Origin of the sequence: Rhizobium gallicum bv. gallicum R602sp (genome assembly GCF_000816845.1) — a bacterium.
Classification (GTDB): Bacteria; Pseudomonadota; Alphaproteobacteria; order Rhizobiales; family Rhizobiaceae; genus Rhizobium; species Rhizobium gallicum.
The window spans coordinates 933,821-947,936 of sequence record NZ_CP006877.1 but is presented as its reverse complement, the minus strand read 5'-3'; the positions used below and the strand labels follow the sequence as shown (position 1 = coordinate 947,936).

Here is a 14,116-nt window from a genome sequence, read left to right as displayed (position 1 = left end):
TTGCATTATCATTCTAATCGGGCATAGTGCGGGGCATTGGTCCCAAAAGCGGTAATCATATGGATGTTTTGAATCGTACTCCAAAAGGCGGCTGGCGACACGACCGCGAAGAAGCCTCGCTTTCAGACGTTTATCGCACGATCGGCACAGGCCGCCCGGGATCGAAACTCCGGCGGATTGCCGCCTTTGCCGGCCCTGGCTACATGGTCGCGGTCGGCTATATGGATCCCGGAAACTGGGCGACCTCGCTCGCCGGCGGCTCGAAATTCGGCTACGCGCTGCTGACTGTGGCGCTGCTTTCGAACCTCATGGCGATCGTGCTGCAATCGCTTTGCGCCCGGCTCGCCATTGCTTCTGGCCGCGATCTGGCGCAGGCCTGCCGGGACGCCTTCCCCAAAATCGTTTCCGTACCGCTGTGGGCCTTTGCGGAAATCGCAATCATCGCGACGGACATTGCCGAGGTGATCGGCACGGCAATCGGCCTCAACCTGATCTTCGGCGTTCCGCTGGAACTCGGCGTGCTGATTACGGCGCTCGACGTTTTCCTTATTCTCTATCTGCAAAAGCTCGGCTTCCGCTGGATCGAAGCGTTCATCATCACGCTTCTCGGCGTCATTGCGCTGTGCTTCGGCGTGCAGATCTTCCTCGCCGACCCGCAGTGGGGCGCCGTCATCACGGGCTTCTTCCCGACGACGGAAATCGTCAGCAACCCGGAAATGCTCTATCTGGCGCTCGGCATTCTCGGCGCGACAGTCATGCCACATAATCTCTATCTGCATTCCGGCATCGTGCAGACCCGCGCCTACGGCCACACCGTGCCGGAAAAGCGGGAAGCGCTGACCTATGCGACGATCGACTCGACCTTTGCGCTCTCTTTTGCGCTGTTGATCAACGCCTCGATCCTGATCCTTGCCGCAGCCGCATTCAACGCCCACGGCCGGACGGACATCGTCGAACTCGGCGAGGCGCACTCGCTGCTGTCACCGCTGCTCGGGCTTGCGATCGCACCCACGCTTTTCGGCATCGCCCTGCTCTGTTGCGGCCTGAATTCGACCGTGACGGCAACGCTTGCGGGCCAGATCGTCATGGAAGGCTTCCTGAAGATCAAGCTTCAGCCATGGGTACGCCGTCTGACTACCCGCGCCATCGCAATCGTGCCGGCGGCGATCGTGACCATCTGGTACGGCAACCAGGGCACGGCACAATTGCTGATCCTGACGCAGGTCGTGCTCAGCCTGCAGCTTTCCTTCGCCGTCTTCCCGCTGGTGATGTTCACCGCCAGCAAGGCCAAGATGGGCGAGCTCGTCGCGCCGCGCTGGCTGAGCACTATTGCCTATGTGATCGCAGTCGTGATCGCCGGATTGAATATCAAGCTGCTTATCGACTTCGTGACCGGCTAAGCCTTGCATAGGCCGAGCGGCCATTGTTCAGATCGTCGACGAAGGGGGAGAACTTATGCGTTCCTTCTTCGTGCATGATAAGGGGTGCGCGCAATGAAAGGCGCGCCCGCGACCCCTTGATCGCCGTCACCAGGATGCGGACGGCATTCTCACCTTTGCGCGGATGGATGGGGGTAATCTCGATGCCGCCGAAGCGCCTGCCGCAGCCGGTGATGATGTCGGCGATGGATTCGGGCCGCGCAATCAGCGACAATTGCCCGCCGGGGATCATGATCGCGCCGGCGGTACGAATCCATCTTTCGAAAAGACCATCCGTCATCGCATGCGCTTCAGCCTTCAGCGCATCGGGCGTTCGCCGGTCAGCCGCGTCGTTGAAAGGCGGGTTCATGATGACATGATGGAAGACTTCGTCGGCAAGGCCCGCGTCGTTGCGCGCCCTTGCCGTGAGCGTCACATCCGCCTCGACGACCGAAACGCGGCCCGCCACATGGGCATTTTCCGGCAACGCAATGCTTCGGCGGGCATAATCGGCCATTTCCGCAGAGCGTTCGAAAAGCACGGCCTGCGCCTTCTGCAGCCGGCAGACCACGGCCAGTCCGGCGGCACCGGCGCCGGCGCCAAGATCGGCAACCTTGATCGCACGGTCATCGGCAACGAGTGCTGCGAGCAGCATGGCATCCATGCCCGAACGGTGCCCCCTGCCCTTCGGCTGGACGATGTAAAAGCTGCCGCGATGGAAGGCATCGATCGTGTCGGAAGCGCCGTTCATGGCCACATTATTTCGCGATACGCAATTCGCCGGCGAGACCGGCATCCGTGAGGATGCGGCGGGCCTGATCGGCTCGCTCCTCCTCGACGAGCAGACGGCGCGGCAGCATGCCGAGCGACCCCTCGAGAATGCTCATATCCTGATCGGCGACAAAGCAGTGAATTCCCGCATCCTTCAGAAGACTCTGCGCATAGGACAATAGAACAGGGTCATTTGCGCGGATAAGTTCATGCATTTGCGGTCAATTCCCTTTCAATTCTGTGTTGCGCGACAATTCACCCCTTGCCGCTTCAATCGCCCCTTTCTATTGTCAATTCCAAAGAATGAACAGGAGTCCGGGTCGTTGGGCGTGGTCATACCGCTTGAAGAAAGCAAAAACAAACTGGCATCCGTCAAGCCGCTGGTCGATTTGACACGGGCGGACATGGAGCGGGTCAACCAGCTTATTCTTTCGAAGGCCGGTTCCGACGTGCAGATGATCCCGGAGGTCGCAAATCACCTGATCTCTTCCGGCGGCAAGCGCCTGCGCCCGATGCTGACGCTCGCATCGGCCTGTCTCTTCGACTATCGAGGCGAAAACCATGTCAAGCTCGCGACCAGCGTCGAGTTCATGCACACGGCAACGCTGCTGCATGACGACGTCGTCGACGAAAGCAATCTGCGCCGCGGCAAATCAACGGCGCGCACGATCTGGGGCAACCAGGCGAGCGTTCTCGTTGGCGATTTCCTGCTTGGCCAGGCCTTCCGCATGATGGTGGATGTCGGCTCACTCGATGCGCTCGATGTCCTTTCGTCCGCCGCCTGCGTCATTGCCGAAGGGGAAGTGCTGCAGCTTTCGGTCGCCAAGAACATGGAGACGACGGAGGACGACTATCTTTCCGTTATCCGGGCCAAGACGGCAGCACTCTTTGCCGCTGCTGCCGAAGTCGGCCCGATCGTCGCAGACGCCGGCAAATCAGGCCGCAATGCGCTGAAATCCTACGGCATGAATCTCGGCCTCGCCTTCCAGCTTGTCGATGACGCGCTGGATTACGGCGGCAAGGCTGCGGACCTCGGCAAGAATGTCGGCGACGACTTCCGCGAAGGCAAGATCACCCTTCCCGTCATCCTCGCCTATCGCCGCGGAACACAGGACGAGCGCGCCTTCTGGCGTGATGCGATCGAAGGCGGCAACAGCACTGATGCCAACCTGGAAAAGGCTCTCGGCCTGATCACCAAATACGGCACGCTGAACGACACGATCTCGCGGGCCGTTCATTACGGCACGATCGCCCGCGACGCGCTGGCGCCGCTCCCCGAAACGGCCTGGAAATCGGCCCTCATGGAAGTGATCGATTTCTGCATCGAGCGGGTCAACTGATCAAAGGTCCTTGATCGCGGGCTGATTTTCTTGCAGGGCCGCTTCAAAAAAGCCATCCTATTGTGAATCAGTCTTTTCAACTGATTTCGCAGCCGGCCGGATAAATCGGCTGCCCTGATGAAAGGTTTTCTAATGCGGCAGAGATATGCCATCCGTCTTCTTTCGAGCGTAGCCCTTGCAGCGGTCATTTCGCTCGGCGCGCTTGGCGGCGTGAATGCCGAAGAGGCGACCAAGACGGACGATGCCAGCAAGAACGTGATCTTCGACCCGGATACGGTCGGTACTTTTGCAGGCGCATTTCTTGCTGCCCGCACGGCCGATGTCGATCATGACTACAAGACGGCGATCGAGCTCTACAAGAAGGCCCTCCAGATCGAGCCTGGCAACCCGGAGATCCGCCAGCGCCTGATGATCTCGCTGCTTTTGAACGGCAATATCGAAGATGGCGTGAAATATGCCAACGACCTGAAGAAGGATCCTTCCGTCGAGCGCATCACCACCGTCGTGCGCAGCATGGACGCGATGCGCCGCGGCGAGTTCAAGAGCGCTGAAGCGATCCTTAAATATGACGGCCCGAACGACCTCGACCGCATGATGAACGACCTTTTGCTCGCCTGGGCGCGCGCCGGCGCCGGCCGCAACAAGGAAGCTCTTTCGATGGTCGAGAAGATGAAGGGCCCGGAATGGTTCGGCATATTCCAGAACTATCATGCGGGCGCAATTGCGATCGTAACCGGCAACGTGGCGGCCGCGCGCAGACATTTGAACGATGCAGTGCTGGACAAGGATGGCGGCGCGACCGCACCCGACACCTTCATGCGCGCTGTCATGGCGCTTGCCCGCCTCGAAGCATCCCAGGGCAACAAGCAGAAGGCGCTCGACGCTATCTCGGTCGGTGACAACATGCTGCCGAACTATGCGCCGCTGAATGCGCTGCGCCAGAGCATCGAGAAGGGCGAAAAGCCCGAACAGCAAGTGCGCAACGCCGCGCAGGGCGCTGCCGCGGTGCTTTTCTCCATCGGCAGCGCGTTGAACCGCGACGGCGCCGAAGACATCGTCTCGCTCTATCTGCAGACGGCCAATACGCTTGACCCGAACAGCGCCGATACGCTGGTCCTTCTCGGCGGCATTGCTGAAAAACAGGAACAGACGGATCGCGCCATCGAATTCTACAGGCGCGTGCCGGAAAACTCCCCGATGCGACGCATCTCGGAGCTTCAGCTCGGCCTTGCCCTGGCACAGGGCGGCAAGACCGACGAGGCACGCAAACACCTCAAGGCGCTGATCGTTTCTGACCCTAAGGACGTCCGCTCCTATCTCGCCTATGGCAGCGTGCTTTCCGACGCCAAGGACTATGCGGAAATGGCGGCGAATTACGACAAGGCGGTGGAGGTGATCGGCCCGCTGCCGCGCCGCGCCGACTGGACTGTCTTCTTCCAGCGCGGAATCGCCTATGAGCGCCTGAAGAAGTGGGACCAGGCCGAGCCGAACTTCCGCAAGGCGCTCGACCTCAATCCGGATCAGCCGCAGGTTCTGAATTATCTCGGCTATTCATGGATCGACATGAATCGCAACCTCGACGAGGGCCTGACGATGATCAAGAAGGCCGTCGACCTTCGTCCGGACGACGGCTACATCATCGACTCGCTCGGCTGGGCCTATTACCGCCTGAACCGTTACGACGATGCCGTTGCCGAACTGGAAAAGGCCGCCGAAATCAAGGCCGGTGATGCGACGATCAACGACCACCTGGGCGACGCCTACTGGCACGTCGGACGCAAGCTCGAGGCCGTTTATCAGTGGAACCGGGCGCTTAGTTCGGAACCGGAAGAGACCGAGATTCCGAGAATCAAGGACAAGATCGCGAACGGTCTGACGACGGACAACGACGACGCCAAGGCGGCCGACAAGAAGCAGCCGGATCCGGTGCCTGTTACGCCGCCGCCGGCCGACAAGAAGTCCTGACAACCCATGCCTGGTGCGGGCATGGGCGGCGGCTTCGCGGTTACCGAAGATGCTTTCGCTAAGATCAATCTTGCCCTGCACGTGACGGGCCAGAAAGCCGACGGCTATCATCTGCTGGACATGCTGGTGACCTTTGCCGGCCACGGCGACAGGCTGGGCTTTGCCCCTTCGCCATCGGACGAATTCACGATCAGCGGACGGTTCGGCCCCGCTCTCGACATCGGTTCGCGCAGCAATCTGGTGCTCAAGGCGCGCGACATGCTTCGCCAGGCAGCGCTGGCGCAGGGCGACCATGCACCGCCGGTCCATATCCATCTCGAAAAAAACCTTCCGATCGCCTCTGGTATCGGGGGCGGTTCCGCGGATGCGGCAGCCGCCCTTCGCGGCCTCATGCGGCTTTGGAGCCTCCGCCTGCCCGGCGGGAGGCTGTCGGCGATCGCTCTCAGACTTGGCGCCGACGTTCCCATGTGCCTCGCGAACCGGCCGCTGATTGCGCGCGGGATTGGCGACCAGATCGAGCCCGTTGCCTTGCCCTCTTTTGCGATCGTGCTGGCCAATCCGCTGAAGGCGGTCTCGACGCCCGAGATATTCCGGATGCTGACGGCGAAGAACAACCCGCCGCTTGCCTTGCGGGGCAGCGACTGGCTGGCGGCGATCGGGGCCAACCGGAACGATCTCGAGCCGCCTGCCCGCAGGCTTGTTCCCGAGATCGAAGATGTGTCGGCCGCATTGAAGGACGCAGGCGCAAGACTTGTCCGCATGTCCGGCTCCGGCGCAACCTGTTTCGGCATCTTCGGCTCGATTGAAACAGCCCGAGCGGCCGCGGCAAAGCTTCACAGAGAACGGCCGGACTGGTATTTCCAGGCGACGGAAACGCTTTCGGGAGACAGGTGATGGCAGGTATCGACGAACAGCGGCCGTTCATTCCCGTCGGCATCGCCGTTCTGACGGTTTCGGACACGCGCACGCTGGAGAACGACAAATCCGGCGACACACTTGTGGCGCGCATCGCCGAGGCCGGCCACAAGCTGATGGACCGCGCCATCGTGCGCGACGACAAGGTGGCGATCGCTGCCCAGGTCAACGCCTGGACGGAGACGCACGGCATCGACGTCGTGATCACCACCGGCGGCACCGGCCTGACCGGCCGCGACGTCACGCCCGAGGCGCTGGAGCCGCTGTTCGAGAAGCGCATGGACGGCTTCTCGGCAGTCTTCCACCGCGTCTCCTACGACAAGATCGGCACGTCGACGATCCAATCGCGGGCAACGGCAGGGGTTGCCAAGGCGACCTTCATCTTCGTGCTCCCGGGCTCGCCTGGCGCCTGCAAGGACGCCTGGGACGGCATCTTGAAGGCGCAGCTTGACTACCGCCACATGCCCTGCAATTTCGTGGAGATCATGCCGCGGCTCGACGAGCACATGAAGCGCGGCATGGGGAAGTAGAAGGCGCGCTGCTGCCCAGGATGCGCCATGGCAGCAGCCTGGGTTCGCTATGTATCCAAGCCCGGCAGAGTGGGTATCGTTTCCCAGCTGTCACCCGACAGCAGGAAGCAGCTGACGCCGTGAACATCCGTAATGATGAGTGTCCAGGTGCCGCTCTTGGCGGCATAGACCTCAAGAATGGCGTTCTGGTTGATCAGTCCGACCGCGGTGAGCTTTTCGGCGAAGTTCTTGTCCAGGAACTCGACGACCTCGGATCGGCCTGCGCAACTGCGCATCATCTGCGATGCTGCCGAATGCGGATGCGCGATCACCAATGTCGTCAATATGACGGCCAGCAGGCCGCGGATCATATTGCGTTTCATGACGCACCTCCTTTCGCCGGAAACCCGGCAGAAGAGGAGACTTCCGCTGTGACCTGTTCTGCCGTCTGTCGGCAATTCCATGGTCGGCCGCCAAGAAGCGGGGGCGCTCGGGCGGCGCCATGGCTGAATTATAGCGCGAAATCGTATCGGGCGCCATCTTTAGCGCGGGTGCTGCAAAGTTTGCGCGCTATCGTGCGGCGCGGGCGACCCAGGAGGGAATTAGTTCGCTGGAAAGCTTGCGCAGCTTCTGCCCCTTGGCAAATTCGGAAAGGCGCATTCCGCTTCTTGCGGCGGCAATCGCGTGTTTCTTCGACAGGAGAAGGCCGAGTTCCAGCGGCGGCAGCGACCGGCCTACACGCTGGAAAAACGGGCGCCTGTATCCGCGCGAGGCGGTGAAACGCGCCGGAACTTTGTTGAGGGCGACGTATTCGGCGATCTCGTCTATCCAACCAGTCTGCGGCCGGGCGCCAGGTTCGACGAAAAGTAGCCACTCGCCGCGGGCCGAGCGAAATACATCCTTGATATCCCATTGCGAATGGAACCGGCACCCAGCCGCGTCCGCCACCCTGGATGTACCATCGCGCGAGCCGTGATCGAGCACGACCACGTCGCTTACGAGCCCTTCGACTGCACCCGCCACCAGCACCGATAAAGTCTGCGCCAGCTCAGGTTCCTGATCCTGGCACTCCAAAACAACCGTCAACATTGCCTATTTATAAAGCGCCGCACAAAAATTTGCCAGCATGTCTTTCCTCATTTTGTTCTTGCATTGTTCTCTTTTTCTCGATAGGAATTTAATCATCAAGACGGACGACGGCAATGGCCTTGTCCCGGGAGAACCGAATGAACGAACAGTCCCTTGCAGGGCAGGCTGCGTTTGCGCCTGCCAATACGGCGGATGTTGCCGAAGCGTTGATCGCCTCTTCCGGCCTTCGCATCGAGGGCGACCGGCGCCGCGGCCGTGCGGCTGGACTGAACCCCAGCGGGCGCTTCGAGCCGATGCACCGCGAGGCCTTCGACGACGGCTGGCAAACGCTGGAAGAACTGCCCCCCTTCAAGACCGAAGTGCAGATCGAAAAGCCGCGCACGGCGATTACCCGCAACGAGTCGCCGGACGTTCCGTTCGACCGTTCGATCAATCCCTATCGCGGCTGCGAACACGGCTGCATCTACTGCTTCGCCCGGCCGACGCATGCCTATATGGGGCTTTCGGCGGGCCTCGATTTCGAAGCCAGGCTGTTTGCCAAACCGGATGCGGCCAAACTTTTGGAGCGCGAGCTCGCGAGGCCCGGCTACAAGCCGCGGGTCATCGCCATCGGAACCAATACCGATCCCTACCAGCCGATCGAGAAGGAATGGCGTATCATGCGGCAGATCCTCGAAGTGCTGAACAAGGCGAACCATCCGGTCTCGATCGTTACCAAGTCGGCGCTGATTCTGCGCGATATCGACATCCTGCAGGAGATGGCAGCCAAGAACCTTGTGCGTGCCGCGCTTTCGCTGACCACGCTCGACCGCAAGCTCGCTCGTGCGATGGAACCGCGCGCCGCAACGCCGCCGCGCCGGCTGGAGGCGATCCAGGCCCTGACAGAGGCGGGCATCCCGACCTCGGTGATGGCCGCTCCGATGATCCCCGCGCTGAACGACCACGAGCTGGAACGCATTCTCGACGCGGCAAAGGTTGCCGGTGCGCTGGAGGCGGGCTACGTGATCCTGCGCCTGCCGCTGGAAGTCGCGCCGCTTTTCCGCGACTGGCTGCTGCAGAACTATCCGGATCGCTACCGGCACGTGATGTCGCTGGTCCGCTCGATGCGCGGCGGCAAGGACTACGACGCAGAATTCGGCAAGCGCATGAAAGGCGCCGGCCCCTATGCCTGGCAGCTCGCCCGCCGCTTCGAGATGGCGACGAAACGGCTCGGCATGACAAGGCGCAGCATGCCGCTTCGCGATGATCTTTTCGTGCCGCCGGATGGCAGCGGCGTGCAGCTTTCGCTGCTTTAGCAGCCCGTCCGGGCGCGGGTGTTGCCTGAGGCCGCCCGGGGAATGCCATAACGAGTTACCCCGCAGGAGGCCGCCGCCCTGGCTTCTTGCCGCCGCAAACGGCTCCCCTGCCCGTTTTGCGGCCTGAGCCCCCGGTGCGCCGCCCTGATCCGGGGGCTTGCAGGAAATCGGGTTGGCGTGCGAGGTTCAGCCGCATGAAACCTCGCACGTCACCCGATTCTCCTCTGCTTTTCGAAGAGGTGCCGCTCGTCCCGGACTTCAAGCTGGAACTGAAGGCACGCAAGGCCGGTCACTGGCCGGTCGCTGGCGCCGATGAAGCAGGGCGCGGCCCTTTGGCCGGACCTGTCGTCGCCGCTGCCGTCATTCTTGATCCCAGGCGTATCCCGGACGGGCTGAACGATTCCAAGCAGCTTTCGGCGCAACGGCGCGAACAACTTTTCGCCCAGATCCTCGCTACCGCGACGGTTTCCATCGCATCGTCGAGTTCAACACACATCGACCTCACGGATATCCGCAAGGCGAGCCTCGACGCCATGCGCCGGGCAATCTGCGGCCTTGCTATTCCTGCAAGCTATGTACTGACCGATGGCCTCGACGTACCGCCGGGGCTGGAGTGCCCGGGCCAAGCGGTGGTCAAGGGCGATGCCCGCTCGGTCTCCATCGCCGCCGCCTCTATCGTTGCCAAGGTGACCCGCGACCGGATGATGGCCCGTGCAGATGCCGTCTTCCCCGATTACGGCTTTGCCGCGCATGTGGGTTATGGCACGGCGCAGCACCGCGCCGGCATCGAGCGGCATGGCCCCTGCTCGCTTCACCGCATGAGCTTCCGGCCGTTGAAGAAGAACGGAACCGAAGGCGCCACGATGGACGAAATGCTGGAAGAGTAACTGCTGCCGCTGCAAACCTGTCCACGAGACCGAGCTTCCATGAGACCGAACTCTATATTGCCGTTCATAGAAGCAGCATCATGCGTTCGCACGCGATGATTGAAGCGGTCATTCGGACCGCTTCAATGGAACCAGAACAGCACAAGTGCAGTCCCGGCGCCCAGCTTACTGCTGCGTCGCGGGCGCCGGCTGCGCCGGCTGCGCGGGCGCAGATTCCTGGAGCTTTTCCTGAACTCTCTTGACGAGCGCCGGATCGTTCTGCGCGGCGGTTAGAATTGAGTTGTACTCATCCAGCGAGATGCCTGGAGAGGCTTCCACGGCCTGTACCATTTGCTTACTGGCTTCAGTCTGCAGCTGTTGCTTGGCTGCCGTGTCCTGTGTTGCTCCGATCTTGGCCGAGTATTCCTGCCTAACCTGGTCAACCTGAAGATAGGCGACCGCAAAGGCCTCGATTTTCTGATCGCTGACGGCTGCGGCCGCGCCTTTGCCTTCTGGTTGCGCTTGAACCGGTTGCTGCGCTGGAGCTGCCTGCTGTGCGGACGCGGGGCTGCTGAAAAACATCAAGCTGAGAGCTGCAGCGGTCAACGATGCAACAGGGGTAAAACGTGTGATCATATTCATTCCTCTGTGGTGGCATGGACGGCGACATAGTGCCTTGGCCGCCGGTTAGGGTTGAGGAACGATCCGGCGACAATGTGACTCTCAGGCGTTTTCGGTGCGGCAATAGGAAGGCGATCTGCCGACAATCAAGCGGCGGCTTTGTGGCAGGATTCACCGCTTCGGCGTGCTGCCGGCTCAATCAATTGGCCATGATACCGGCCGCGATCTGAGCCCGATGACCGCGGATGTAGCCGATGTCATCGCGAAAAAGCCGATGGTGGCCGTCTTCGATATCCTTGCGGTATTTTTCCGATCCCCGCGCCTCTTCCGCTTCCATGAAAGCGACAAGCCCCTTCAAACGCTCGATGACAAGATCGGGCAAAGCGGCGCGTTCATCGGCTGGCAAGCCGTAACCGTCGAGGAAGTCCCGCGCCCGGTTGATCTGCGTTTCTATCGTGACGATGCTCTCTACCGCGATATGTCTCGACAGCGGCGCCCATCGATAGACAGCATAGGCGATATCCCAGAGCCTCGGACCGGGATGTGCCGCTTCGAAATCGATGATGCCTATCGCTTTGCCGTCGCGCATGACGACGTTGTACGGTGCAAAATCGCCGTGACAGATGACTTCAAACGGCGGCTTCGGCTTAAGCTGCCAGGCGCCTTCAGCGGCCCCCTGAAAGGATGTCGAGCAATCGTGGTAGATGCGCAGCAATCGCGCCGCAGAAGTCAGTACCGTGTCCAAGCGCATTTGGACACTATCGAGGTCGCCGCACTCGCCCTCAATAAAAGTCACGCGCTCGAAATTCTCATCATAGCCTGCCGATCGCGGCGCTGAAGCGAAGCCGCACTGCTTCAGGTGGCGAAAGAGGGAATGCACATTCGCAGTCCATGGACGCGTGGCGCGCCATACGAGCCCGTCACGCAAGATCGGTCCGGAACCCGTCTCATCCTTCAGCATCAGCAACTCTCCGGGCAGCCGCACCGCCGCCAATAAAAAAGCCCCGTTGCCGGGGCCTTTCCAGATCAACATGAAAGAACGCTCAGTTCAAGCGCGTCTTCACTTCGCCGACGGCACCCTTGAAGAGGTCGGTCTGGACCTTGCCGTCGGCCTTCTTGGCGAGAACCGTTTCGGCCGCGCTGATCGCCAGATCGACGGCAGCCGAACGGACGGCTTTCATCGCATCGGCTTCCGCCTGCTTGATCTTCTGTTCCGAAAGGACCGTGCGGTTGGCGACGAACTCTTCCGTCTTTTTCTTCGCCTCGGCAGTCAGCATCTCGGCTTCGCGCTCGGCGGCGGCGACGATATGCGCAGCCTCCGCTTCCGCTTCCTTGCGCTTTCGCTGGTATTCGGCCAGCAGATGCTGAGCCTCTTCGCGCAGACGCTTGGCTTCGGCCAGCTCGTTGCGGATCTGGTCGGCGCGGTCGTCAAGCGACTTTGCCATCATGCCCGGAACCTTCAGATAGACGACGAGGGCCAGGAACAGGACGAGGCCGACAAAGGCGAAGAAAGTTGCATCAAATTCCATCGATCAAGCCTCCTTCTTGGCGGCTGCGACAGCAGCAGCAACGTCGGTCTTGGCGGTTGTGCCACCAATCAGCTGTTCGATAACGGCAGCGGCCGTTTCCTCGGCAATCGTGCCGACGTCTGCAAATGCCTTCGCCTTGATGTCGGCGATGCGGCCCTCGGCAGCTTTCAGCTTCTCGGAGAGGCTCGCTTCGACGGAGCGGCGATCTTCTTCGGCCTTGGCCTTGGCGGCGTCTCGCGCGGCAGAGCCGATCGAGTTCGACTTGGCGCGGGCCGCAGCGAGTTCAGCTTCATAGGCTGCAACGTCCGCATCGGCTTCCGCCTTCAGGCGGCTTGCCTCGTCGAGATCCTGCGAGATGCGCTTATGGCGCTGCTCGAGGATACCGCCGATTCGCGGCGTAATGACCTTTTGCATGAGCAAGAAGAAAACGGCGAAGGTGATCGCCAGCCACAGAAGCTGGGATGCGTAAGTCGACGAATCGAAAGGCGGGAAAACACCGCCGCCATGCTCGCCACCGGGAACGCCGGTCTCGGTATGGACCTCGCCGGGCGCCGGAGCGGCATGCGGGTCCGTGGCGGGCGCTGCACCCGGTTCTGCCGTTCCCGCCGGAGCTTCTTGAGCATAGGCCGGGGTCACAAAAAACATGCTCACCTCCAGGTGTACTGCAAATACAAAGGATCACGGCTTGCTGGTCGCAGGCCGTGATCCCTCAATCCGCCGATATTAGACGGCGAAGAGCAGAAGGAGAGCGACGAGCAGCGAGAAGATGCCCAGAGCTTCCGTAACGGCGAAGCCGAAAACCAGACGGCCGAACTGGCTGTCAGCGGCAGAGGGGTTGCGCAGAGCGCCGGCGAGGTAGTTGCCGAAGATGTTGCCGAGGCCGAGAGCCGTACCGGCCATACCAAAGCAAGCCAGACCTGCACCGATGAACTTTGCTGCTTCCGCTTCCATGTTGAACTCCTTTGAAATGGTTGTTGCGGCGAATTGACTGACGCCCGTTGACGTCAATGTCGGTATCCTTAGTGGCCACCCGGGTGAATTGCGTCGTTGAGGTACATGCAAGTCAGCACCGCAAAGACGTAAGCCTGAAGGAAGGCGACGAGGAACTCGAGACCGGTCAGGGCGACCGTCATGATCAGGGGAAGAATGGCACCGCCGACACCGACTGCACCGAGGGCTCCAAGCGAGGCGACGAAGCCTGCGAACACCTTCAGCGTGATGTGACCGGCGAGCATATTGGCGAAAAGACGAACAGAAAGTGAAATGGGGCGGGACAGGAAGGAGATGATTTCGATCGTCACCACCAGCGGCAGAAGAATGCCTGGCACGCCCGAGGGCACGAAGACATTCAGGAAATGGAAGCCGTGCTTATAGAAGCCGTAGACGAGAACGGTGCCGATGACGAGCAGTGCCAAGGCGAAGGTGACGATGATCTGGCTCGTCACCGTGAAGAAATACGGAAACATGCCAAGCAGGTTTGCCGTCAGCACGAACATGAAGAGCGAAAAGACCAGCGGGAAGAACTTCATCCCCTTGGTTCCTGCGCCTTCCTTCAGCATTCCGGCGATGAATTCGTAAGACATTTCGGCGACCGATTGCGAGCGGCCGGGAACGATCGCGCGGTTTGACGTCGAGAAATAAAGGAAGCCTGCGGCAACGGCAGCGGATGCCGCCATGAAGAGAGAAGCGTTGGTAAACGAGAAATCAATTCCGCCAATTTCGATCGGCACAATCTTCTGGATCAGGAACTGATGGGTCGGATCGTTAGACACCGCTTGTTCTCTCCTCTTTGGCCCGC

The 14,116-nt window shown here is 61.1% G+C and carries 17 protein-coding genes; 7 read left to right on the top strand and 10 right to left on the bottom strand.

Annotated elements, in window-relative coordinates:
• The first annotated feature begins 59 nt into the window (after positions 1-59).
• Positions 60-1,400, top strand: coding sequence for an Nramp family divalent metal transporter (locus RGR602_RS04650; protein ID WP_039844145.1), 1,341 nt, complete (start codon positions 60-62; stop codon positions 1,398-1,400).
• Here the strand turns inward: RGR602_RS04650 and RGR602_RS04645 are convergent.
• Both RGR602_RS04645 and RGR602_RS04640 read right to left on the bottom strand, forming a co-directional pair.
• Positions 1,378-2,169, bottom strand: coding sequence for a tRNA1(Val) (adenine(37)-N6)-methyltransferase (locus RGR602_RS04645; protein ID WP_039844144.1), 792 nt, complete (start codon positions 2,167-2,169; stop codon positions 1,378-1,380). The two genes, RGR602_RS04650 and RGR602_RS04645, sit on opposite strands and share 23 nt — an antisense overlap.
• Positions 2,170-2,176: 7 nt before the next feature.
• Positions 2,177-2,404 carry a putative signal transducing protein gene (locus tag RGR602_RS04640; RefSeq protein WP_028739850.1) on the bottom strand — a complete coding sequence of 76 codons (228 nt, stop codon included), beginning with the start codon at positions 2,402-2,404 and terminating at the stop codon, positions 2,177-2,179.
• A 108-nt stretch (positions 2,405-2,512) separates the two neighbouring features.
• Between RGR602_RS04640 and RGR602_RS04635 the strand changes: the two genes are divergently transcribed.
• From RGR602_RS04635 to moaB, 4 genes are all read left to right on the top strand, one after another.
• Entirely contained in the window at positions 2,513-3,529 is a 1,017-nt protein-coding gene (locus tag RGR602_RS04635) for a polyprenyl synthetase family protein (RefSeq protein WP_039844143.1), read from the top strand.
• Between the two features lie 132 nt (positions 3,530-3,661).
• Positions 3,662-5,494, top strand: a complete 1,833-nt coding sequence (locus RGR602_RS04630) for a tetratricopeptide repeat protein (RefSeq protein ID WP_039844142.1) — start codon at positions 3,662-3,664, stop codon at positions 5,492-5,494.
• A 6-nt stretch (positions 5,495-5,500) separates the two neighbouring features.
• A complete protein-coding gene (locus RGR602_RS04625) occupies positions 5,501-6,388 on the top strand; it encodes a 4-(cytidine 5'-diphospho)-2-C-methyl-D-erythritol kinase (RefSeq protein ID WP_039844141.1) in 888 nt (295 codons plus the stop codon).
• Positions 6,388-6,939: a molybdenum cofactor biosynthesis protein B gene (gene moaB / locus RGR602_RS04620; protein ID WP_039844140.1), complete on the top strand. Its 552-nt coding sequence runs from the start codon at positions 6,388-6,390 to the stop codon at positions 6,937-6,939. Before RGR602_RS04625 ends, moaB begins: the two co-directional genes overlap by 1 nt.
• 47 nt (positions 6,940-6,986) lie before the next feature.
• On the opposite strand, the gene RGR602_RS04615 is transcribed toward moaB, so the two are convergent.
• Together RGR602_RS04615 and RGR602_RS04610 are read right to left on the bottom strand one after the other, a co-directional pair.
• Complete coding sequence (locus RGR602_RS04615; RefSeq protein ID WP_039844139.1) at positions 6,987-7,301, bottom strand: hypothetical protein; 315 nt, start codon at positions 7,299-7,301, stop codon at positions 6,987-6,989.
• Between the two features lie 187 nt (positions 7,302-7,488).
• Positions 7,489-8,007: a glycosyl transferase gene (locus RGR602_RS04610; RefSeq protein WP_039844138.1), complete on the bottom strand. Its 519-nt coding sequence runs from the start codon at positions 8,005-8,007 to the stop codon at positions 7,489-7,491.
• Positions 8,008-8,144: 137 nt separating this feature from the next.
• Here RGR602_RS04610 and RGR602_RS04605 point away from each other — a divergent pair, with 137 nt between their 5' ends.
• Both RGR602_RS04605 and RGR602_RS04600 read left to right on the top strand, forming a co-directional pair.
• Entirely contained in the window at positions 8,145-9,302 is a 1,158-nt protein-coding gene (locus RGR602_RS04605; RefSeq protein ID WP_039844137.1) for a PA0069 family radical SAM protein, read from the top strand.
• Between the two features lie 194 nt (positions 9,303-9,496).
• Positions 9,497-10,189: a ribonuclease HII gene (locus RGR602_RS04600; RefSeq protein WP_039844136.1), complete on the top strand. Its 693-nt coding sequence runs from the start codon at positions 9,497-9,499 to the stop codon at positions 10,187-10,189.
• A gap of 165 nt (positions 10,190-10,354) precedes the next feature.
• Here RGR602_RS04600 and RGR602_RS04595 read toward each other — a convergent pair whose 3' ends face one another.
• From RGR602_RS04595 to RGR602_RS04570, 6 genes are all read right to left on the bottom strand, one after another.
• Positions 10,355-10,804: a DUF4168 domain-containing protein gene (locus tag RGR602_RS04595; RefSeq protein ID WP_039844135.1), complete on the bottom strand. Its 450-nt coding sequence runs from the start codon at positions 10,802-10,804 to the stop codon at positions 10,355-10,357.
• 184 nt (positions 10,805-10,988) lie between these two features.
• A complete protein-coding gene (locus RGR602_RS04590; RefSeq protein ID WP_039846646.1) occupies positions 10,989-11,750 on the bottom strand; it encodes a phosphotransferase in 762 nt (253 codons plus the stop codon).
• An 82-nt stretch (positions 11,751-11,832) separates the two neighbouring features.
• The gene (locus tag RGR602_RS04585) at positions 11,833-12,318 is read right to left on the bottom strand and encodes a F0F1 ATP synthase subunit B (RefSeq protein WP_039844134.1); all 486 of its coding nucleotides are present in this window, start codon (positions 12,316-12,318) and stop codon (positions 11,833-11,835) included.
• 3 nt (positions 12,319-12,321) lie between these two features.
• Positions 12,322-12,963 (bottom strand): F0F1 ATP synthase subunit B, encoded by a 642-nt coding sequence (locus RGR602_RS04580; RefSeq protein ID WP_039844133.1) that lies wholly within the window; start codon positions 12,961-12,963, stop codon positions 12,322-12,324.
• Positions 12,964-13,041: 78 nt separating this feature from the next.
• Positions 13,042-13,269, bottom strand: a complete 228-nt coding sequence (locus tag RGR602_RS04575; RefSeq protein WP_027507791.1) for a F0F1 ATP synthase subunit C — start codon at positions 13,267-13,269, stop codon at positions 13,042-13,044.
• A 68-nt stretch (positions 13,270-13,337) separates the two neighbouring features.
• Complete coding sequence (locus tag RGR602_RS04570; RefSeq protein WP_039844132.1) at positions 13,338-14,090, bottom strand: F0F1 ATP synthase subunit A; 753 nt, start codon at positions 14,088-14,090, stop codon at positions 13,338-13,340.
• Positions 14,091-14,116: the final 26 nt, after the last annotated feature.

Excerpts from the sequence above, each read along its gene's own strand:
- RGR602_RS04625 (WP_039844141.1), top strand. The coding sequence starts at position 5,501 with ATGCCTGGTGCGGGCATGGGCGGCGGCTTCGCGGTTACCGAAGATGCT.
- RGR602_RS04600 (WP_039844136.1), top strand. The coding sequence starts at position 9,497 with ATGAAACCTCGCACGTCACCCGATTCTCCTCTGCTTTTCGAAGAGGTG.
- RGR602_RS04610 (WP_039844138.1), bottom strand. The coding sequence starts at position 8,007 with ATGTTGACGGTTGTTTTGGAGTGCCAGGATCAGGAACCTGAGCTGGCG.
- RGR602_RS04590 (WP_039846646.1), bottom strand. The coding sequence starts at position 11,750 with ATGCTGAAGGATGAGACGGGTTCCGGACCGATCTTGCGTGACGGGCTC.
- RGR602_RS04640 (WP_028739850.1), bottom strand. The coding sequence starts at position 2,404 with ATGCATGAACTTATCCGCGCAAATGACCCTGTTCTATTGTCCTATGCG.
- moaB (WP_039844140.1), top strand. The coding sequence starts at position 6,388 with ATGGCAGGTATCGACGAACAGCGGCCGTTCATTCCCGTCGGCATCGCC.
- RGR602_RS04575 (WP_027507791.1), bottom strand. The coding sequence starts at position 13,269 with ATGGAAGCGGAAGCAGCAAAGTTCATCGGTGCAGGTCTGGCTTGCTTT.
- RGR602_RS04595 (WP_039844135.1), bottom strand. The coding sequence starts at position 10,804 with ATGATCACACGTTTTACCCCTGTTGCATCGTTGACCGCTGCAGCTCTC.
- RGR602_RS04605 (WP_039844137.1), top strand. The coding sequence starts at position 8,145 with ATGAACGAACAGTCCCTTGCAGGGCAGGCTGCGTTTGCGCCTGCCAAT.
- RGR602_RS04580 (WP_039844133.1), bottom strand. The coding sequence starts at position 12,963 with ATGTTTTTTGTGACCCCGGCCTATGCTCAAGAAGCTCCGGCGGGAACG.
- RGR602_RS04650 (WP_039844145.1), top strand. The coding sequence starts at position 60 with ATGGATGTTTTGAATCGTACTCCAAAAGGCGGCTGGCGACACGACCGC.
- RGR602_RS04645 (WP_039844144.1), bottom strand. The coding sequence starts at position 2,169 with ATGAACGGCGCTTCCGACACGATCGATGCCTTCCATCGCGGCAGCTTT.
- RGR602_RS04585 (WP_039844134.1), bottom strand. The coding sequence starts at position 12,318 with ATGGAATTTGATGCAACTTTCTTCGCCTTTGTCGGCCTCGTCCTGTTC.
- RGR602_RS04615 (WP_039844139.1), bottom strand. The coding sequence starts at position 7,301 with ATGAAACGCAATATGATCCGCGGCCTGCTGGCCGTCATATTGACGACA.
- RGR602_RS04630 (WP_039844142.1), top strand. The coding sequence starts at position 3,662 with ATGCGGCAGAGATATGCCATCCGTCTTCTTTCGAGCGTAGCCCTTGCA.